At 67.9% G+C, this 19,227-nt stretch carries 19 protein-coding genes; 7 read left to right on the plus strand and 12 right to left on the minus strand.

The features are described from left to right. Window positions 1-77: 77 nt before the first annotated feature. Window positions 78-266 carry a DUF1674 domain-containing protein gene (locus PQ455_RS16290; protein WP_273687181.1) on the plus strand — a complete coding sequence of 63 codons (189 nt, stop codon included), beginning with the start codon at window positions 78-80 and terminating at the stop codon, window positions 264-266. Between the two features lie 216 nt (window positions 267-482). Here the strand turns inward: PQ455_RS16290 and PQ455_RS16295 are convergent, their stop codons facing one another. The 3 genes from PQ455_RS16295 to sucC all read right to left on the minus strand — a co-directional run bounded on the left by PQ455_RS16295 (window position 483) and on the right by sucC (window position 3,518). Continuing rightward, entirely contained in the window at window positions 483-1,412 is a 930-nt protein-coding gene (locus tag PQ455_RS16295; RefSeq protein WP_273687183.1) for an electron transfer flavoprotein subunit alpha/FixB family protein, read from the minus strand. Continuing rightward, window positions 1,409-2,158, minus strand: coding sequence for an electron transfer flavoprotein subunit beta/FixA family protein (locus PQ455_RS16300; RefSeq protein ID WP_273687185.1), 750 nt, complete (start codon window positions 2,156-2,158; stop codon window positions 1,409-1,411). The genes PQ455_RS16295 and PQ455_RS16300 overlap by 4 nt, the downstream gene beginning before the upstream one ends. A 160-nt stretch (window positions 2,159-2,318) precedes the next feature. Beyond that, window positions 2,319-3,518, minus strand: a complete 1,200-nt coding sequence (sucC, locus tag PQ455_RS16305) for an ADP-forming succinate--CoA ligase subunit beta (RefSeq protein ID WP_273687186.1) — start codon at window positions 3,516-3,518, stop codon at window positions 2,319-2,321. A gap of 130 nt (window positions 3,519-3,648) precedes the next feature. Here sucC and PQ455_RS16310 point away from each other — a divergent pair, with 130 nt between their 5' ends. After that, a complete protein-coding gene (locus tag PQ455_RS16310; RefSeq protein WP_273687187.1) occupies window positions 3,649-4,149 on the plus strand; it encodes a sterol desaturase family protein in 501 nt (166 codons plus the stop codon). A 13-nt stretch (window positions 4,150-4,162) separates the two neighbouring features. Here PQ455_RS16310 and PQ455_RS16315 read toward each other — a convergent pair whose 3' ends face one another. From PQ455_RS16315 to PQ455_RS16335, 5 genes are all read right to left on the minus strand, one after another. Then, on the minus strand, window positions 4,163-5,269 hold the full coding sequence (locus PQ455_RS16315) for an aldo/keto reductase (protein WP_273687188.1): 1,107 nt from the start codon (window positions 5,267-5,269) through the stop codon (window positions 4,163-4,165). A 132-nt stretch (window positions 5,270-5,401) separates the two neighbouring features. Continuing rightward, complete coding sequence (holA, locus tag PQ455_RS16320; protein ID WP_273687189.1) at window positions 5,402-6,427, minus strand: DNA polymerase III subunit delta; 1,026 nt, start codon at window positions 6,425-6,427, stop codon at window positions 5,402-5,404. Continuing rightward, window positions 6,424-6,945 (minus strand): LPS assembly lipoprotein LptE, encoded by a 522-nt coding sequence (lptE, locus tag PQ455_RS16325; protein ID WP_273687191.1) that lies wholly within the window; start codon window positions 6,943-6,945, stop codon window positions 6,424-6,426. Before lptE ends, holA begins: the two co-directional genes overlap by 4 nt. Further along, window positions 6,942-9,449: a leucine--tRNA ligase gene (leuS, locus tag PQ455_RS16330; protein ID WP_273687192.1), complete on the minus strand. Its 2,508-nt coding sequence runs from the start codon at window positions 9,447-9,449 to the stop codon at window positions 6,942-6,944. Before leuS ends, lptE begins: the two co-directional genes overlap by 4 nt. Window positions 9,450-9,469: 20 nt before the next feature. Next, entirely contained in the window at window positions 9,470-9,913 is a 444-nt protein-coding gene (locus tag PQ455_RS16335) for a DUF3576 domain-containing protein (protein WP_273687193.1), read from the minus strand. A gap of 213 nt (window positions 9,914-10,126) precedes the next feature. Here PQ455_RS16335 and PQ455_RS16340 point away from each other — a divergent pair, with 213 nt between their 5' ends. Beyond that, the gene (locus PQ455_RS16340; protein WP_273687195.1) at window positions 10,127-10,846 is read left to right on the plus strand and encodes a porin; all 720 of its coding nucleotides are present in this window, start codon (window positions 10,127-10,129) and stop codon (window positions 10,844-10,846) included. 197 nt (window positions 10,847-11,043) lie between these two features. Here PQ455_RS16340 and PQ455_RS16345 read toward each other — a convergent pair whose 3' ends face one another. Then, complete coding sequence (locus PQ455_RS16345; protein WP_273687197.1) at window positions 11,044-12,015, minus strand: threonine ammonia-lyase; 972 nt, start codon at window positions 12,013-12,015, stop codon at window positions 11,044-11,046. A gap of 176 nt (window positions 12,016-12,191) precedes the next feature. Here PQ455_RS16345 and PQ455_RS16350 point away from each other — a divergent pair, with 176 nt between their 5' ends. Both PQ455_RS16350 and PQ455_RS16355 read left to right on the plus strand, forming a co-directional pair. After that, window positions 12,192-13,418 carry a type III PLP-dependent enzyme gene (locus PQ455_RS16350; protein WP_273687199.1) on the plus strand — a complete coding sequence of 409 codons (1,227 nt, stop codon included), beginning with the start codon at window positions 12,192-12,194 and terminating at the stop codon, window positions 13,416-13,418. Between the two features lie 177 nt (window positions 13,419-13,595). Next, on the plus strand, window positions 13,596-14,648 hold the full coding sequence (locus PQ455_RS16355; protein WP_273687200.1) for a 1,9-bis(guanidino)-5-aza-nonane synthase: 1,053 nt from the start codon (window positions 13,596-13,598) through the stop codon (window positions 14,646-14,648). A gap of 146 nt (window positions 14,649-14,794) precedes the next feature. Here PQ455_RS16355 and PQ455_RS16360 read toward each other — a convergent pair whose 3' ends face one another. Continuing rightward, window positions 14,795-15,283, minus strand: coding sequence for an SH3 domain-containing protein (locus PQ455_RS16360; protein ID WP_273687202.1), 489 nt, complete (start codon window positions 15,281-15,283; stop codon window positions 14,795-14,797). A 100-nt stretch (window positions 15,284-15,383) separates the two neighbouring features. On the opposite strand from PQ455_RS16360, the gene PQ455_RS16365 reads away from it, so the two are divergent. Together PQ455_RS16365 and PQ455_RS16370 are read left to right on the plus strand one after the other, a co-directional pair. Next, window positions 15,384-16,376 (plus strand): 2-hydroxyacid dehydrogenase, encoded by a 993-nt coding sequence (locus PQ455_RS16365; protein ID WP_273687204.1) that lies wholly within the window; start codon window positions 15,384-15,386, stop codon window positions 16,374-16,376. 209 nt (window positions 16,377-16,585) lie between these two features. Beyond that, entirely contained in the window at window positions 16,586-16,873 is a 288-nt protein-coding gene (locus PQ455_RS16370) for a hypothetical protein (RefSeq protein ID WP_273687205.1), read from the plus strand. A gap of 58 nt (window positions 16,874-16,931) precedes the next feature. On the opposite strand, the gene PQ455_RS16375 is transcribed toward PQ455_RS16370, so the two are convergent. Continuing rightward, window positions 16,932-17,384, minus strand: a complete 453-nt coding sequence (locus PQ455_RS16375; protein ID WP_273687206.1) for a hypothetical protein — start codon at window positions 17,382-17,384, stop codon at window positions 16,932-16,934. A gap of 51 nt (window positions 17,385-17,435) precedes the next feature. Beyond that, window positions 17,436-19,205: an AcrB/AcrD/AcrF family protein gene (locus tag PQ455_RS16380; protein WP_273687208.1), complete on the minus strand. Its 1,770-nt coding sequence runs from the start codon at window positions 19,203-19,205 to the stop codon at window positions 17,436-17,438. Window positions 19,206-19,227: the final 22 nt, after the last annotated feature.

The following is a 19,227-nucleotide window of genomic DNA, read 5'->3' on the forward strand; positions in this document are numbered from 1 at the left end:
AACCCGTGAACCCTCTCCGGGCGTTGATGTGGGAAGGCCATCGGCCTAAATCAATCGCTCCAGATCGGAGGCACCTGATGACGCGCCAGCCGGGCCAACGCCCGCCCCATGTGAAGCCGCCGGCTAATCTCAGCCCCAGCCCCCCCGTGCCCGTGCCCGAGGATGTGGCGCGCGACCCGGACGAACCCTCCTACGCCAACCGGCAGGGCGTCGATCCGGTGCGCTACGGCGATTGGGAATCGAAGGGCATCGCCATCGATTTTTGAACGATGGTTCGGAAGAAGAAGGAAGATCGGTTCACGCGGAGACGCGGAGAGAAGAAGGAATGAGATGGGACGTGGCTCATCGGCCGAACCCGATCCTCCAACCTGCGGGAGCCACGTTCCGATAAACTCTTCCTTCTTCTCTCCGCGCCTCCGCGTGAACAAAAAAGGGCGCGGACATCTCGATCCGCGCCCTTTTCTCTATCCGTAACAGGCCGATCAGAGCTTGCCGGTGAGTTCCGGTACGATCTTGAAGAGATCGCCGACGAGGCCGATGTCGGCGACCTGGAAGATCGGGGCGTCCTCGTCCTTGTTGATGGCGATGATGGTCTTCGAATCCTTCATGCCGGCGAGGTGCTGGATCGCACCCGAGATGCCGACCGCGACATACACTTCCGGCGCCACGATCTTGCCGGTCTGGCCGACCTGATAGTCGTTCGGCGCATAGCCCGCGTCGACCGCCGCGCGGCTCGCGCCGACACCGGCGCCGAGCTTGTCGGCCAGCGGATCGATCACCGCGTGGAACTGCTCCTCGCTGCCGAGAGCGCGACCGCCCGAGACGATGATCTTGGCCGAGGTCAGCTCCGGCCGCTCCGACTTGGCGATCTCGGCGCCCGCGAAGGTCGAGAGCCCGCTGTCGCCCACGCCCGAGACGGCCTCGACACTGGCCGAGCCACCCTCGCGGCCCGCCTTGTCGAACGCCGTGCCGCGCACGGTGATGACCTTCTTCGCATCGCTCGACTTGACGGTGGCGATGGCGTTGCCGGCGTAGATCGGCCGGGTGAAGGTGTCGGCGCTCTCGACCGAGAGGATATCGCTGATCTGCATCACATCGAGCAGCGCCGCGACGCGCGGGGCGATGTTCTTGCCGTTGGAGGTCGCCGGCGCCACGAAGGCATCGTGGTCGCCCATCAGGCCGACGATCAGCGGCGCGACATTCTCCGGCAGCGCGTGCGCATAGGCCGCGGCGTCGGCGAGCAGCACCTTGGCGACGCCCGCGATCTTGCCGGCGGCATCGGCGACGGCGGCGACGCCCTCGCCCGCGACCAGCGCATGGACGTCGCCCAGCTTGGCGGCGGCGGTGACGGCCGACAAGGTGGCGTCCTTCACGGCCCCGCCATCATGCTCGACCCAGACGAGGACGCTCATGCCGCCACTCCCATATTCTTCAGTTTCGCCACCAGTTCATCGACATCGGCGACCTTCACGCCGGCGACCCGCTTGGGCGGCTCGACCACCGTCACCGTCGTGAGACGCGGGGTCACGTCCACGCCGTAATCGGCGGGGGTCTTCTGCGCCAAGGGCTTGGACTTGGCCTTCATGATGTTCGGCAGGCTCGCATAGCGCGGCTCGTTGAGGCGCAGGTCGGTCGTCACGATGGCCGGCAGCGCCAGCGTCACCGTCTCGAGCCCGCCATCGACCTCGCGCGTCACCGACACTTGCTCGCCCGACACCTCGACCTTCGAGGCGAAGGTGCCCTGCGGCCGCCCGGTCAGCGCCGCCAGCATCTGGCCGGTCTGGTTGCTGTCGTCGTCGATCGCCTGCTTGCCCAGGATCACGAGACCCGGCCGCTCCTCGTCGACGATGCCCTTCAGGATCTTGGCCACCGCCAGCGGCTCGACATCGCCCTCGTTCACCACCAGGATCGCGCGATCCGCACCCATCGCCAGCGCCGTGCGCAGCGTCTCCTGCGCCTTGGCCACACCGATCGAGACCGCCACGACCTCCGTCGCGACACCCTTCTCGCGCAGACGGATCGCCTCTTCCACCGCAATCTCGTCGAACGGGTTCATCGACATCTTCACGTTCGCAAGATCGACGCCCGAACCGTCCATCTTCACGCGCGGCTTCACATTGTAATCGATCACCCGCTTCACGGGCACCAATACCTTCATGACCGATCTCTCCTAGAACCAGAGGTGGGCGAGCGACCGACCCTGACGGTCTGCCCGAAAACCCGATGGGATTGGCTTTTGCCATTCCCCGCCATCGGGCTGGAACGCAAATGCGAAGTTGCGGATTTGCAAACCGCAACTTCGCTTCGCATTGGCGGATTTACGCGGCCTGCTTCACCTGCGCCACGATCTTCTTGGCGGCATCGCCCAGATCGTCGGCGGCGACGATCGGCAGGCCGGAATTGGCCAGCAGATCCTTGCCCTGCTGCACGTTGGTCCCCTCCAGGCGCACGACCAGCGGCACCGAGAGGTTCACTTCCTTGGCGGCGGCGATGATGCCGTCGGCGATGATGTCGCAGCGCATGATGCCGCCGAAGATGTTGACGAGGATGCCCTTCACCGCCGGATCGCTCAGGATGATCTTGAACGCGGCCGTCACCTTCTCCTTGGTGGCGCCACCGCCCACGTCGAGGAAGTTGGCCGGGAAGGCGCCGTTGAGCTTGATGATGTCCATCGTCGCCATGGCGAGGCCGGCGCCGTTGACCATGCAGCCGATGTCGCCGTCCAGCTTGATGTAGGCCAGGTCATACTTCGATGCCTCGACCTCGGCGGGATCCTCCTCGGTCTCGTCGCGCAGCGCGAAGATGTCCGGGTGGCGGTACAGGCTGTTCGAATCGAACGACACCTTGGCGTCCAGCACCAGCAGCTTGCCGTCGGTCGTCTCGACCAGCGGGTTGACCTCGAGCATCTCCATGTCGGTCGCGACGAACGCCTCGTACAGCGACTTGGCGACGGCGATCGCCTGCTTGTTGAGATCGCCGGTCAGCTTCAGCGCGAAGGCGACGGCGCGGCCGTGGTGCGGCTGGAAACCCTCGGCCGGATCGATCGTGATCGACTGGATCTTCTCGGGCGTGTCGTGGGCGACGGTCTCGATGTCCATGCCGCCCTCGGTCGAGACGACCATGGCGATGCGGCCGCTGGCGCGATCGACCAGCATCGAGAGATAATATTCCTTGGCGATGTCGGCGCCGTCGGTGACGTACAGGCGGTTCACCTGCTTGCCGGCGTCCCTCGTCTGGATGGTGACGAGCGTGTTGCCGAGCATGTCGGCGGCGTTGGCCTTCACCTCGTCGAGCGACTTGGACAGGCGCACGCCGCCCTTGGCGTCGGCGGCCAGTTCCTTGAACTTGCCCTTGCCGCGCCCGCCGGCGTGGATCTGCGCCTTCACGACGAACAGCGGCCCGGGGAGCTTGCCGGCCGCTTCGACAGCCTCCTCCACCGTCAATGCCGGGAAGCCGATCGGCACGGGCGCGCCGAACTTCGCGAGGACTTCCTTGGCCTGATATTCGTGGATGTTCATGGCGTGTTGCTACCCCTGAGTCCGTGGAAAGGTGGTCGCGGGCGGCTAAAGCATGGAACGGCGCCACAGGGCAACCCGCCCCACGCAATAGCACCTTGGTGCGGCGCGGGCCGCCGGTTATGGGCGTGGCATGTCGTGGCCGTTCGCCGTTCTTTTATGTCTCGCCACCATCGCCGGCATGGAGGCGTTCGCCTATGCCGCGCACCGCTGGGTGATGCACGGGCCGGGCTGGTTCCTCCACGCCAGCCACCATGCCCCGCGCACCGGAAACTGGGAGCTGAACGATCTCTACGCGGTGATCTTCGCGGTGCCGTCGTTCGTGCTGATCCTGGGCGGGGTGCAATTGGGCTGGTGGCCGGGCTGCACCTGGATCGGCGCGGGGATCGCGGCCTATGGCGCGATCTATTTCGGCTTCCACGACGTGATCGTCCACCGGCGTCTCGCCCACCGCTACGTCCCGCGCTCCCCCTATATGAAGCGCATCGTGCAGGCGCACCGGCTGCACCATGTGGTGGAGACCAAGGAGGGCACGGTGAGCTTCGGCTTCCTCGTGGCGCCAAGGCCCGAGGTGCTGAAGGCGGAACTGGCGCGGCGCCGCCACGCCGGGGTGCGGGCGGCGCGGGGGCGGTAGTCCCGCCTGGTGCTCAGGCCGGAACCGGCGCTTCGGCCGCGATCAGACGCTCGCGCTTCAGATCGGCCCAGAAGGCGGCGGGTACGGCGGTCCGCATCGAATCGGCATTCTGCGCGGCCTGCGTCGCCGATCGCGCGCCGGGGATGATCGCCGACACCACCGGATGGGCGGCGGCGAACTGGAGCGCGGCGGTGCGCAGACCAGTGCCGTGGCGCTGCGCCACCGCCGCGATCCGCGCGCGGCGATCGAGGATGTCGGTGGGCACCTCGCGCTTGTAGTTGAACCGCTCGCCGCCCGCGAGGAAGCCGTCGTTGAGCGGCGCGCCGACCACGATCGACGCGCCGCGCCGCGCCGCCACCGGCATCAGGCGGGTGAGCGCCGCCTCATGCTTCACGATCGAATATTGGGTGGCGGACAGGATGATGTCCGGGTCCGCCGCCTCGAACGCCGCCAGCGCCGGCTCCAGCGTGTTGACGCCCAGCCCCCACGCCTTGATGAGCCCCTCCTTCCGCATCCGGGTCAGCTCGGGCATGGCGCCCTTGATCGCCTGTGCCAGATAGTCCTTCCAGCGCGGCCCCATGTCGGCATTGTCGGGCGACACGTCGTGGATGAAGACGATGTCGAGCCGCGAGACGCCGAGCCGCTGGAGGCTGTCCTCGATCGAGCGGCGCGTGCCCTCCGCGCTGTAATCATAGACGTGGCGGAAGGGCGGCACCTCGGCCCAATTGCCCACCTTGGTGCCCGCTACCGCCTGATCGGGCCGCAGCAGCCGGCCGACCTTGGTGGAAAGCGTGAAGCTGTCGCGATCCCGGCCGTCGAAGAAGGTGCCGAAGCGCCGCTCGGACAGGCCGAGGCCATACCAGGGCGAGGTGTCGAAATAGCGCACGCCCTCGTCCCACGCCGCCTGCAACGCGCCCATCGCCTGTTCGGGCGAGGTGACGACGTGATTGCTGCCGACCTGCGTGCCGCCCATGCCGAGCCGCCCTGCCGGGCGGAAGCGGCCGCCCTCGACCGGGGCATTGGCGGGGAGCGGCCCGGCGGGCGCGCGGGCGGCGGCGGGCATCGCCGACAGCGCGGCGAGGCCGGCGGCGCCGGTGAGGAAATGGCGGCGGTCGGTCATGGGACATATCTCCGGCTGCGGCGCGACGGGCGCACCGAGGTTCACCCGGCGGAGAAAGCGTGAGCGGCTGGGACGGGGCCGTGACAAATCATGTCCTGGATTGCGTTTTCAGGCGGCATGATTGTCAGTTTCTTATCGCAACCTTTGCGCGTGCCGTGCGATGGCGATCAGTTCCTCGTCGAGCAGCACCGTGCCCACCGTGCCGCTCGCCTTGATCTGGCGTTCGGCCGCGCCCAGCCGGTCGATGGCGCGGGCGATCGCCTCCGGGGTCCAGCGCGACAGCTGCGCCTGCACCTCGTCCTTCTCCTTCCAGAAGATCGCCTTGCCCGATGTCGCCATCACGCCCGACAGCGTCTCGCCATTCGCCATCTGCGCGCGCAGGCCGCCGAGCAGCATCAGCCGGCGGAGCAAGGCGCGGGCGACGGGGATGCCGGCGATGCCCTCGGTGCCGAGCCGGGCCATTTCGCGATCGGCGTCGGCGGGCCGGCCGGACAGGACCGCGCCGACCAGCCGGCTGAGATCGCCCTCGTCGAGCGCGGCGCCGAGATCGTCGAGCGCCTCATGATCGATCTCGCCCGGCCGATCGGGCGCGGCATCGGCGTAGAGCGCGAGCTTCTCGATCTCCTGCGCCAGCAAGGCGCGGTCTCCGTTGGTGGCCTTGGCGAGCCGCTGGGCGACGTCGGGGCGGATCATCAGCCCGGCGTCGCGCGCCATCTGCTGCGCCAGCCGATCGGCATCGGCCCCCTCGGGCGCGTAGCTGGCGAACACCAGCACCGCCGGGCTGGCCAGCGCCAGCTTGAGCAGCTTGGAATCCTTGCGCAGATTGCCCGCGACCATCGCCACCGGATTGCCGGCGGCCGACGCCTCCAGCAGCGCCTCGACGGCGGGCAGGCTCTCGTCACCGGCATTCTCGACGCGGATCCAGCGCGGATCGCCGAACAGCGAGATGGCCGCCGCCTGATCGGCCAGCGCGGCGGGGTCGGCGCGCAATTCGCCGCCCGTCAGGTCGATCCGCTCCGCGCCGCCGCCGACGGCCTTGGCCAGCCGCCCGGCTAGCGCCGCCGATCCCGATTCGTCGGGGCCGTAGAGCAGGAACAGGCGGACGTCCGCATCCGCCCGATCGAGCGCGCGCTCGATCTGCGGGCGGGTCGCCTTCACTTGTTGGCCGGGGCGCCGCCCTGATCGGAGCCGGTGCGCTCCATGTAGAGCGCGATGCGCGACACGATCTGGTCGGCCACCTCGGTCACCAGCCGCTCCTCGATCGTCTGTTCGGCGGCGATGGTGGCATATTCGGAACCCACCACGTCGAGACCCGCGTCCGATCCGGCGGTGGCGTCGAGCAGCACCTGCCCGCGCGCGGCATCGACCAGCCGGTAACGCGCGCGCAGGGTGCGCCGCTCGCGGGTGACGGCGCTGTCGGCGCGCACGCCGAAGCCCTGGATATTGTCGTCCAGCTCGATCTCCAGCCGGAAGCGCGCGGGCGCGCCCTCGGGCCGGTGGAGGCGATCGGCCAGCGCATGGCTCATCAGCCAGCCGTTGCGGTTGGGCATCGACTGCACCTCGATCGCCGCCAGCGACCGCGCCACCGGGCTGGCCGAGCCGCCCGAATAGAGCGGGCGCAGGCCGCAGCCGGTGAGGGCGAGGGAGATTGCGGCAAGGGCGGCGAGTCGCTTCATGCGACGAGGTTTACCAGACGATCGGGCACCACGATGATCTTCTTCGGCGTCTTGCCCTCCAGCAGGCGCAGCACCTTGTCCGATCCCATCGCCAGCGCCTCCAGCGTGGGCTTGTCGGTGCCCTTGGGCGCGGTCAGCGTGTCGCGCAGCTTGCCGTTGACCTGGATGGCGATGGTCACCTCGTCGTCCACCAGCAGCGCCGGATCATGTTCGGGCCACGGCGCATTGGCGATCAGGCCCGCTTCGCCGCGATCCTCCCACGCCTGTTCGGCGAGGTGCGGGATCATCGGCGAGGAGAGCAGCAGCAGCGTGCGGATCGCCGCCTCGCGGCTGGCCGAGGGCGCGGCCTTCTCGATCGCGTTGACCAGCCCATAGAGCTTAGCGACCGCCTTGTTGAACGACAGTGCCTCGATATCGGCGGCGATGCCGGCGATGGCGCGGTGGGTCTCGCGGTCGAGCGCCTTGTCCTCGCCCACGGCACCGCGCGGGGCCTGCGTGAGCTTCCAGACCCGCGCGGTGAAGCGCGCGCAGCCCTCGATGCCGGCGACGCTCCACGGCAGGTCGCGCTCGGGCGGGCTGTCGGAGAGCATGAAGAAGCGCACGGCGTCCGCGCCATGCTGGTCGAGGATCACATGCGGATCGACGACATTCTTCTTCGATTTCGACATCTTCTCGACCCGGCCGACCGTCACCGGCTCGCCGGTCGCGATCACCCTGCCGCCGCTGATATCCTCTGGCGCCAGCCACTGGCCGGCGGGATCCTTGTAGGTCTCGTGCGTCACCATCCCCTGCGTGAACAGGCCGGTGAACGGCTCCTTGATCGAAATCTTGCCGATCCGCTCCAGCGCGCGCGTCCAGAAGCGGGCGTAGAGCAGGTGGAGGATCGCATGTTCGACCCCGCCGATATATTGCCCCACCGGCATCCAGCTTTCCGCCACCGCGCGGTCGAACGGCCGGTCGGCCGGCTGGCTGGCGAAGCGGATGAAATACCAGCTCGAATCCACGAACGTGTCGAGCGTGTCGGTCTCGCGCCGGGCGGGGGCGCCGCACGACGGGCAATCGACATGGCGCCACGTCGGATGGCGATCGAGCGGATTGCCCGGCACGTCGAAGCTGACATCCTCGGGCAGCACCACCGGCAGCTGATCCTGCGGCACCGCGACCGGGCCGCACGCCTCGCAATGGATGATCGGGATCGGCGTACCCCAGTAACGCTGGCGGCTGACGCCCCAGTCGCGCAGGCGGTACACCGTCGTGCCCTCGCCCCAGCCCTCGGCATCGGCGCGCGCGGCGACGGCGGCCTTGGCGTCCTCGATCGACATCCCGTCGAGGAAGCCCGAGTTCACGATCACGCCGGGGCCGGTATAGGCCTCGTCCTGGATCGGCGCGTTCGCCTCGTCGAGCGAGGGGGAGACGACGCGGGGCACCGGCAGCGCATATTTGCGCGCGAAATCCAGATCGCGCTGGTCGTGGCCCGGCACCGCCATGATCGCGCCGGTGCCATATTCCATCAGCACGAAATTCGCGATGAACAGCGGCAGGGTGCGATCGGGCACCAGCGGATGCTGGACCCGGAGGCCGGTGTCGAAGCCCTTCTTCTCGGCGGTCTCCACCTCGGCGGCGGCGGTGCCCGAGTGGCGACATTCATCGACGAAGGCGGCAGCCAGCGGATCGCGCGCGGCGACGGCGCGGGCGATCGGATGCTCGGCCGCGACGGCGGCGAAGCTGGCCCCCATGATCGTGTCGGGCCGGGTGGTGAACACCTCGAAGCCGTCGATCTCGCCTTCCGGCGCCGCCAGCTTGAACGTGAACCGCAGGCCTTTCGACCGGCCGATCCAGTTTTCCTGCATCGTCCGCACCTTCTCGGGCCACTGGTCGAGACTCTTCAGCCCCTCCAGCAGTTCGTCGGCGAAATCGGTGATCTTCAGGAACCACTGGTTCAGCTTGCGCTTCTCGACCAGCGCGCCGGAGCGCCAGCCGCGCCCGTCGATCACCTGTTCGTTGGCCAGCACGGTCATGTCGACCGGATCCCAGTTCACCGCCGATTCGCGGCGATAGACGAGGCCCGCCTTGTACAGATCGAGGAACAGCGCCTGTTCCTGGCCGTAATAATCCGGCTCGCAGGTCGCCAGCTCGCGGCTCCAGTCGAGCGCGAAGCCGATCTTCTTGAGCGCGGTGCGCATCGCGGCGATGTTGGCGCGGGTCCAGTCGCCCGGATGGACGCCCTTTTCCATCGCGGCATTTTCGGCCGGCATGCCGAAGGCGTCCCACCCCATCGGGTGCAGCACCTCGAACCCCTTCATCCGCCGATAGCGCGCCAGCACGTCGCCCATCGTGTAATTGCGGACATGCCCCATGTGGATGCGCCCCGACGGATAGGGGAACATCTCCAGGACGTAGCTCTTCGGGCGCGGGCTGGCGTCGTCCGCGTGGAAAGTGCCTTCGGCTTCCCACCGTGCCTGCCAGTGCGCGTCGGCCGCCTTGTGGTCGAACCGCTCGCTCATGAAATCTCTACCCTTGGGTGTCAGCCGCCGACGGCGGTGCGGCGCAGGTCGCGGGCCTTGGAGAGGATGATATCCTCCAGCTTCTGCGCGGTCGCCGCCTGCACCGGCGCGTCGATCCACGTTCCCGCCTGGCTCACCTGGCGCTGCGCCGAGACGCGCACGGCATCGGCGCGCAGATCCTGGTCGAGGATCGCGACCGACAGCTTCATCCGCTCGGTCGGCACCGCCGGATTGGCATACCAGTCGGTCACGATCACGCCGCCGTTCGAATCGACCTGCTGGATCGGCATGAAGCTGAGCGTGTCGAGCGTGGCGCGCCACAGATAGGCGTTGACGCCGATCGTGGTGGTCTTGCTCGCGGCGAGCGTCGCTACCTGGATCCGCTGCTTGTCCCTGCCGCCGCCGCAACCGGCGAGCAGGCCGAGAAGGACGAGGCCGATGATGGGGCGGGCGGAGCGGATCATGCGCGACGGTTCCTGAAACAAGGGGTACGGGCCGAACGGGGCCGCCGCCGTTATAGAAGCTCCGCCCCTCCCGGCAAGCGGAGAGCGGAGCGGCGAAACGCGCCTCCGCGATGTGGATAAGTTGCAACAGGGGACGCGAAAGTGGCCGGCACCGCTGGAACTTCGCACCCCCTTCATTGTATCGCCACCACACAGGGACAAGATACAACGATCATGACGACGATTCGCGGGCAGATGGGGATGACGGGAGCGGCGCTGGCGCTTGCTTTGTCGTGCGCCCTGCCGGCGGCGTCCGCCGATGCCCGCGTGCCGGCTTCGCGGCTGCGCTCGGTCTCCTCCGTCACCCTCACCGGCTTCGGCACGTCGAGCCCGATGGCGGCCAATCCGCGCCGCGCGGCGCTGCTCTCGCGCGCGCAGCTGGATGACGGTGTCGAGGGCACGTTCCGCTTCACCCCATCGGGCAATTCCTCCAGCCGCCGCGCCGTGACCGTCGCGGTGCGCGCCCGCGGCCAGAGCCGCGACGAGGCCGCTCGCACGGCGATGGCCGCGATCCAGATCGCGCCGAGCGCCTACAATCTGGGCGTCGCGGTTGGCTGGAAGCGCTTCGCGCTCTCCGGCGACATCGCCCGCCTGCAAGGCAGCGTCCTGCCCGAAAATCGCGAATCGGCCGAAATCGGCCTGAGCTATTCGGGCAACCGCTGGAACACCCGCGTCGAGCTGGGCGCCGATCGCGCCATCGGCGATCGCCCGCGCATGCTGGGCGAGGACGAGGTCTATTCGGTCGGGCTGGGCGGCTCCTATTCGCTCACCCGCAATCTCGAGCTGACCGGCGGCGTCCGCTACCGCCTCCAGCGCGACCGCCTCGATACGCCGCAACTGGATACGCTGCGCGACAGCCAGGCGGTCTATGTGGGCACCGCCTTCAAATTCTGATCGGGTGACGGGCGCGGGCTCTTAGCGCGCGACCAAGGGCCGACTTAGCCAAACCCCACTCTTCTTCGTCACCCCGGACTTGTTCCGGGGGCCACCGATCCCCCATCGCAGCGGGTGAGCCGTATGCGTGTCGATCGCTTCTACGTGGACCCCGGAACAAGTCGGGGTGACGGGAAGGCTTTTGGCAACTGGCCGGATCACCCCGCCATTACCCGCGCATGATCCGCCGGATCGATATTGCTGCCGGACAGCATCACCATCGTCGCCGTCCCGTCCGCCGGCACCTTGCCCGCCAGCACCGCCGCCAGCGCCACCGCGCCGCCGGGCTCCACCACCATCCCCAGGCCAAAGGCATGGCGGATCGCCGCCCGTACCTCGGCCTCGCTCACCCACAGGCCGCGCGCGCCGGCCGCCTGCAACACGCCGAAGGTGATGTCCGCCACCCGCGTCGTCTGGAGCGCGTCGCAGGCGGTGGCGGGGGCGCCCGGCTCGACCGGCACGATATGGCCCGCCACCAGCGAACGGCCCATGTCGTCCCACCCCTCGGGCTCGACGACGATCATCTCGGCCCCCGGGACCGCCAGCGCGAGGCCGGAAGCCAGCCCGCCGCCGCCGCAGGGCGTCACGATCCGGCCGATCGGCCCCGCGCCCAGGGCCGCCAGCTGCGCCGCCGCCTCGATCCCCGCGCTGCCCTGTCCCTCCACCACGTCGACATCGTCGAACGAGGGCACCAGCACCGCGCCGCGCGCCTCGGCCAGCGCGGCGGCGATCGCCTCGCGGCTTTCGGTCTCGCGGTCGTAGGGGATGATCTCGGCGCCCAGCGCGGCGGTGGCGTCGCGCTTCACCGCCGGGGCGTCGGCCGGCATCACGATCGCCGCCGGCATGCGCAGCATCGCCGCCGCCCGCGCGACGCCCTGCGCATGATTGCCCGACGAGAAGGCGACCACCCCGCGCGGCCGATCGGGCTGCGCGATCTGAACCAGCCGGTTGTAGGCGCCCCGGAATTTGAAGGCCCCGCCCAGCTGGAGCGATTCGGCCTTCAGCCACACCCCCGGCCAACCCGGCAGCGGCAGCAGCGGGGTGACGCTGGCGACGCCGCCAAGTCGCGCGGCGGCGGCGATCACGCCGGCCGTGGAAGGGGCCGGTTTCTGGCGGTTTATCGCATTCATTCCTCACCTCGGCGACCGGCTGCGAAACGATGGAAACTGTCTCGGAATTGAAACTTTACAGGGGGGCACCTCGAACGTATATCGCGCCCCCGCTGCCCCATGGGACTTCCACCGCAAGGCAGTGTTTCGGTAACAGAAGACCGCGGGCTTGCCTGTGGCATCGGAGGTCCCTTGAATTGCACAAGCACGATAGCGCGCTGGGGGTAGCGACCACCCCCGTCAAGATCGATACCGCTCTTGAGATTGCCCGTGGCCGACCCGTTCAGCCGGTCACGCTCGTTCGCCCGCACGCGGCCCGCGCCGCCGCCCGATTCTTCGTCGAGAAGTTTCCGGGCCGGTCGCTCTATGCCGTGAAGGCGAATCCCTCGCCCGATCTGATCCGCATCCTGTGGGATAGCGGCATCACCCATTATGACGTGGCCTCGATCGCCGAGGTCCGTCTGGTGGCGGGGCTCCTGCCCGAGGCGACCCTGTGCTTCATGCACCCGGTGAAGGCCGAGGAGGCCATCGCCGAGGCCTATTTCCAGCATAACGTCCGCACCTTCTCGCTCGATTCGATCGAGGAGCTGGAAAAGATCGTCCGCGCCACCAAGGGCGCCGAGGATCTCACCTTGTGCGTGCGGCTGCGCGTGTCGTCGGATCATTCCAAGCTCAGCCTGGCCTCCAAGTTCGGCGTCGAGGCATCCGAATCGAAGGAGCTGCTGTTCCGTGCCCGCCAGGCGGCGGACGCGCTCGGCATCTGCTTCCACGTCGGCAGCCAGGCCATGAGCCCGCAGGCCTATGTGCAGGCGATGGGCCGCGTTCGTCAGGCGATCGTCGAGGCGGCCGTCACCGTCGACGTGATCGACGTCGGCGGGGGCTTCCCGTCGATCTATCCGGGCATGGTGCCACCGCCGCTGGAGGCGTTCTTCGACGCGATCCACGATGCGTTCGAGAGCCTGCCGGTCAGCTATTCGGCCGAGCTGTGGGCCGAGCCGGGCCGTGCGTTGTGCGCCGAATATGCCTCGCTGCTGGTCCGCGTCGAGCGGCGCCGGGGCGACGAACTGTACATCAACGACGGCGCCTATGGCGCGCTGTTCGATGCGGCGCACGTCGACTGGCGTTTCCCGGTCGAGCTGGTGCGCGACGGCGGTTCCTCGGCCAAGACGCTGCCGTTCAGCTTCTACGGCCCGACGTGCGACGACATGGATCGCATGGCCGGCCCGTTCCACCTGCCGGCGGATACGCAGGCGGGCGATTTCATCGAGATCGGTATGCTCGGCGCTTATGGTTGCGCGATGCGTACCGGCTTCAACGGCTTCACCGCCGGCGAAGTGGTCGAGATGAGCGACCAGCCGATGGCCTCGGCCTATGGCGAGGTGCCGGTGGAACGCGTCCGCCCGTCGAACGTCGTCACGCTGTAATCTTCGGCCGACACAAGCCACTCTGACACCGTTCATCCCGGGTAGCCCGCTACCTTGGGATGGACGGTGTGAGGGCCATTCATCCGATTTCGGCGCGGCCACGACCGTCTCGCCGACCTTCAGGGTTTCCGCGTCCCCGACCGAACGACGCCGGTTCATTGCAACGGGAGTTCTCCCATGACCGAAGCCACCATCAACGACACCCGCAAGGCGGAGCTGCTCTCCACGCAAGTCGAGCATGTCGACATCACCAGCTTCGACGCGCGGCCGATCATCGACGCCATGGGCAAGATGAGCTTCACCAGCCGCGATCTCGCGCGCGCGACCCGCATCTACAACGACATGCTGGCCGACAAGGATTGCACCATCTTCCTCGTCATCGCGGGCTCCACCTCGGCCGGCGGCTGCATGGATGCCTATGCCGAGCTGGTGAAGAACGGCATGGTCGACGCGATCGTCGCCACCGGCGCCTCGATCGTCGACATGGATTTCTTCGAGGGCCTCGGCCACAAGCATTATCAGGCCAACGAGGTGCCGGACGACGATACGCTGCGCTCGCTGCTGATCGACCGCATCTACGACACCTATATCGACGAGGAGGATCTCCAGAACGTCGATCACACGATCTTCGAGATCGCCGAGACGCTGGAGCCCAAGGCCTATTCGAGCCGCGCCTTCATCCGCGAGATGGGCAAATATCTGGTCGAGCATGGCAAGAAGGAAAACAGCCTCGTCAAGCTCGCCTACGAGCATGACGTGCCGATCTTCTGCCCGGCCTTCACCGATTCTTCGGCGGGCTTCGGCCTGGTGAAGCATCAGGTGGATGCGATGAAGGCGGGCAAGCCCTACCTCACGATCGATTCGATCGCGGACTTCCGCGAGCTGACCGACATCAAGATCAAGGGCGGCACCTCGGGCCTGCTGATGATCGGCGGCGGCGTGCCGAAGAACTTCATTCAGGACACCGTCGTCTGCGCCGAGATCCTCGGCTACGATGATGTCGAGGTGCACAAATATGCGGTGCAGATCACCGTCGCCGACGTGCGCGACGGCGCCTGCTCCTCCTCCACGCTTCAGGAAGCGGCGAGCTGGGGTAAGGTGAACACCGGCATCGAGCAGATGGTGTTCGCCGAAGCCGGATCGGTCATCCCGCTGCTGGCGTCCGACGCCTACCACCGCGGCCACTGGAAGGGCCGCGCCAAGCGCGCCTGGGCCAAGCTGTTCGCGTGATCCTGGTTCCTCCCCGAGCTTTGCTCGGGGAGGGGGACCGCCGGCGAAGCCGGTGGTGGAGGGGTGTCCCGCTCTCGAGGGCGGGTCACCCCTCCGTCATGTCCGCGCCATGCCACCTCCCCTTGCAGGGGAGGATCCACACAGCCTCAATCCACCGCTTCGTTGGGCTCCACGCCCCACAGGCCCTCGACGCGAATAAAGCCCTTCTTCCCCTTCACGTCGAAGTCGCACCAGCCGTCCTTGCAGTCCGACAGCCGCCCGACGACGCCGGGTTCCGCGCGCCAGCTGACCTTCGCGCCGCTTTCCGGCTCGGCCAGCATCGGCCGCGCCTCGCCGATGACGATCGCGGTGCGGCGTTTCGAGAGCAGGGCGGCCGCCATCCAGCCCTGCACCCCGTCCGGGTCCTGCACGCGGCGCCAGGTCTCGTGGATCTGGAGCACCTTCACCGGCAGGTCGGCGCGGCGATAACGCCACACGGCGGGGAAGTTCGCGCCGGGGCCGGTGCGCATCAGCGCGTCGCCCGAGGCGATCGACGCCCAATAGGGCACGACGCGCGGCTCCTGCGCCGGTGTCGCCCCCGTCGCGGCGGCGAGCAACATACCCGCCAGAGCCAGCCTGAGCGCCCATCGCGCCATCCCGAATTCCCATCCCTGTTGCGGTGCAGTAACCCCGGCGAGGGGGCGGCATCAAGCCCGCGCTTGACCTTGGCATGGCGCGCCGACTAGCCCCGTCGCCATGGCCGATCGACCCGCTTCCCCCCGTGTGATCGTCACCCGCCGGCTGACGCCCTCGGTCGAGGCGCGCATGGCCGAATTGTTCGATACCGCGCTCAACCCGGACGACCATGCGCTGAGCGCCGACGAACTGATCGCGGCGGTGGCGGAAGCCGACGTGCTGGTGCCGACCGTGACCGACGCGATCGACGCGCGCGTGATCGAAGCGGCCGGGCCGCGCCTGAAGCTGATCGCCAATTTCGGCAATGGCGTCGACCATATCGACCTTAAGGCGGCGCGGGCCAAGGGCATCATCGTCACCAACACGCCGGGCGTCTTGACCGAGGACACCGCCGACATGGCGATGGCGCTGATCCTGTCGGTGCCGCGCCGCCTGCCGGAAGGCGAGGCGCTGGCGCGATCGGGCACATGGACGGGCTGGTCGCCCACCTCGATGCTCGGCCGCTCGTTACAGGGCAAGACGCTCGGCATCCTCGGCATGGGCCGCATCGGCCAGGCGGTGGCGCGGCGCGCGCGCGCCTTCGGCCTCGCCATCCGCTATCACAATCGCCACCGGCTTCCCTCGGTGGTGGAGGCCGAACTGGGCGCGGTCTATCGCGCCGATCTCGATCAAATGCTGGCCGAGGTCGATATCCTCTCCAGCCACTGCCCGCATACGCCCGAAACCCACCGCATCATCGATGCGCGCCGGCTGGCGCTGCTCGGGCCGGAGGGCTTCCTCATCAATGTCGCGCGCGGCGAGATCGTCGACGAGGCGGCGCTGGCCGCGGCGCTGGCCGCCGGCACGATCGCCGGCGCCGGGCTCGACGTGTTCGCCCAGGCGCCGATCGTGCCGCCGGCGCTGCTGGCTCAGCCCAATGCCTTGCTGCTGCCGCACATGGCGTCGGCCACGCACGAGGCGCGCGACGCGACCGGCGCGAAGGTGATCGCCAACATCCGCGTATGGGCGGATGGCCACCGCCCCCCCGATCAGGTGCTGGAAGGCTGGGTTTAGGACCACCGACCTGGCGCCGTCGTTGCGAGCGTGGCGGTGGCCATTCGCGTCCTTTTCCCTGAACCTCGGCTGCAAGGTCCATTCAGGCGCGTTTCAAGGCGAATCGCCTAATACATGTTCGTACGGCACGGGTTGATTCGGTTCTGGAACCGTTGCGATCCGCCGCCGTTCAGACGGACGGCAAACGAAATTTCTGGAAGGAACCAGCCATGACTCGCAAGGGTATTATCGCTACGGCCGTGGGCCTCTCCCTCGGCATGACCGCCCCGGTTTACGCGCAGAGCGCGGGCCAGATGCTCAAGGGCACCGCGATCGGCGCCGGCGGCGGCGCGCTTCTCGGCGCGGTGGTCCCGGGCATCTCGACCGGTACCGGCGCTCTCGTCGGCGCGGCCGGTGGTGCTGCCTATACGGCGCTCAAGAAGAACAAGCGCTATTATCACGACAAATACGGCCGCCGTTACTCGCTTAACAAGTACGGCCAGCGCGTCTATCGCTGATCCGGCCGGCCTTAAACCGGCGAAAGGAGCGCGTCCCTCACGGGGCGCGCTTTTTTTATCATCCGATATTTTGGATTTTATTTAACAAGGCATCAAGTAGGCTGACAGATTTTACGAAGTCATCATAAGAGCGGTCATTGAAAATTGGATCATATCTCCACTCCTTCCAATATACTTCGCCGTTAACGGCCCGAAATTGACCTTTCTCAACCTCAACAGAGACAGGTTCGTGGATGAACTCCGATAGCTCCGATAGGCTGTCGTGCGGACAGTCCCACGAATGAGACGGTCCGAAGGTCATTGCTGATTTTGCGATCGCCACGACATGATTGAGACGCCAATAGCCGCTATCTGGCTGATATCGATAATCGGGCGAGCCATCCGCCTTGAAGTACCGCCAGCGCACGATGCTGAGCGCGATGTCTTTAACGCTATCGCCGTAAACGAATGATCCTCGGCCGAATAACGTCCGCTTCATCGCCTCTGGAATTTTTGGCTGCAATCGGTTCACGATCTCTCCTGCCGTGTGACAATCAGCGTAACATAGCGATCTTCAGGCAGCCTAACGCAACACTCTCCACAGCCGGAACGGCGATTTCTCCGGCAGCGGCACCGGCTGCAACCAGCCCGGCACCTTCCCCCGCATCAGTTGCATGTAGAAGCCATCCCGCGCGCGCGCCGCGTACAGCGTCGATTCGGACATGCCGGGGCAGATCAGCACCAGCCCCGCGCCATGGCGGCGGATGATGCCGCGCGCCTCTTCCGGGTCGGTCGCGCGGAAAGTGTGCTGCACGTCGAGGATCGCCTGCGCGTTGCGGTGATAGGGCCCGGCGATGGCATTGTGGTGCGTCGCAACGATCAGGCGCGGGCTCAGATCGATGAAGGTCATGATCGTCGCCCTGGGCAGCATCGCGATCGGTCGCAGCGCCGGCAGGGTCGGGCACCGGCGGTTGGCGCGGTTAACCAGCTTGCGGACCTTGCTGACCTTTTCCGTCGGGATCGCCGACACCACCCACCAGACGACGAGGCTGGAACAGACGAGATAGGCCGCCACCGGCACCGTCACCCGCACCAGCATGTGCCGCGACGCGCTGGCCCGGCGGAACGCCAGCAGGGTGAGCGCGGTCGCCCCCGGCACGGCCAGGAATTGCGCGGCCGGCCCGGCGCGGGTCTGCCAGAACAGCAGCGCGGTCGCCGCTATCGACAGGATCGCCACCGCCGCCCACGGCATCAGCCGGTCGGACGCCCGCGCGATCCATGCCGACACGATCGCCCCCAGCGCGCCGATGATCGGCAGCGCGGCGGTCGGCACCGCGACCCGCCAGCCGTGGCGATAGATCGGCTTGGCCTCGCGAACATTGTTGAACCAGCTCTGCTTCAGTTCGGGCGGCAGCCGCTCGGGCGCGCCGAGGCAATCGGGCCAGGCCAGCGCGAAGCCGCCCGCCAACACCACGCCCACCGCCAGCAACGCCACGATCCTGATCGATCGCCGCTCGATGCCGATGCTCGCCACGCCGTAAGCCGCAGCCCCCGCCGCCAGCGTCGCCGACAGCCACACCGGCGACAGCGCGTCGCACACGGGCAGGCGATTGTCGTTGGAGACGAACAGAAGATACCCCAGCGCGCTGCCCGCCGCGAGGGTGGCGGCATAGGCCTTCAGGCGCGGCGCCTCCTCGCCTTCCAGCGCCCACCACAGCATCAGCAGCCCGCCGCCGAGCGCCATATAGGGCATCAGCTCCAGCCCGATCGCCAGGCTGGCGGCGGTGGCGATGCCGGCGGTCGCGCCGCCGCGCGTGCGTTTGGGATCGGCGATGCCCGCCACCATCAGCATCAGGAAGGCCAGCTGCCAGCCGTGGTGATCGATGCGCAGCGGCATCCACATCGCCAGCGGCGTGTTGGCGCAGACGAGGATCGCCGCCGCCATCAGGAAGGCCCACGGCCCCGCCAGCCGCCGCGCCGCCAGCATCAGCGCGTAGAGGCCGCCGCCCAGCGCCAGCAGCGGCGCCACCGCCACGGCGAATTTCTCGGCGATCGGCCCCGATACGAACAGCCGCCCGATCAGGATCAGCCCGGCGATCGGCAGGTCCACCAGCCGCGACCAGTGGATATTCGCCCCGCCCGGCGGATCGAGGCGATATTGCCGCAGATCATACCAGCCCTGACCGTTCAGCAGGCCACGCACCTGCATCATCCGCATATTGTCGTCGGTATCGGGCAGGGCGAACCAGCCGATCGCCGCCCACCTCTGCCACAGCATCCAGCAGGCGATGCCGATCCAGATGGCGAGGAACCAGCGGCGCCAGTGCGTCTCGTCCACGAACTTCGCCAGCATGTGTCGCCTTACCCCCGTGATC

It is taken from the genome of Sphingomonas naphthae, from assembly GCF_028607085.1.
Lineage (GTDB): Bacteria > Pseudomonadota > Alphaproteobacteria > Sphingomonadales > Sphingomonadaceae > Sphingomonas_Q > Sphingomonas_Q naphthae.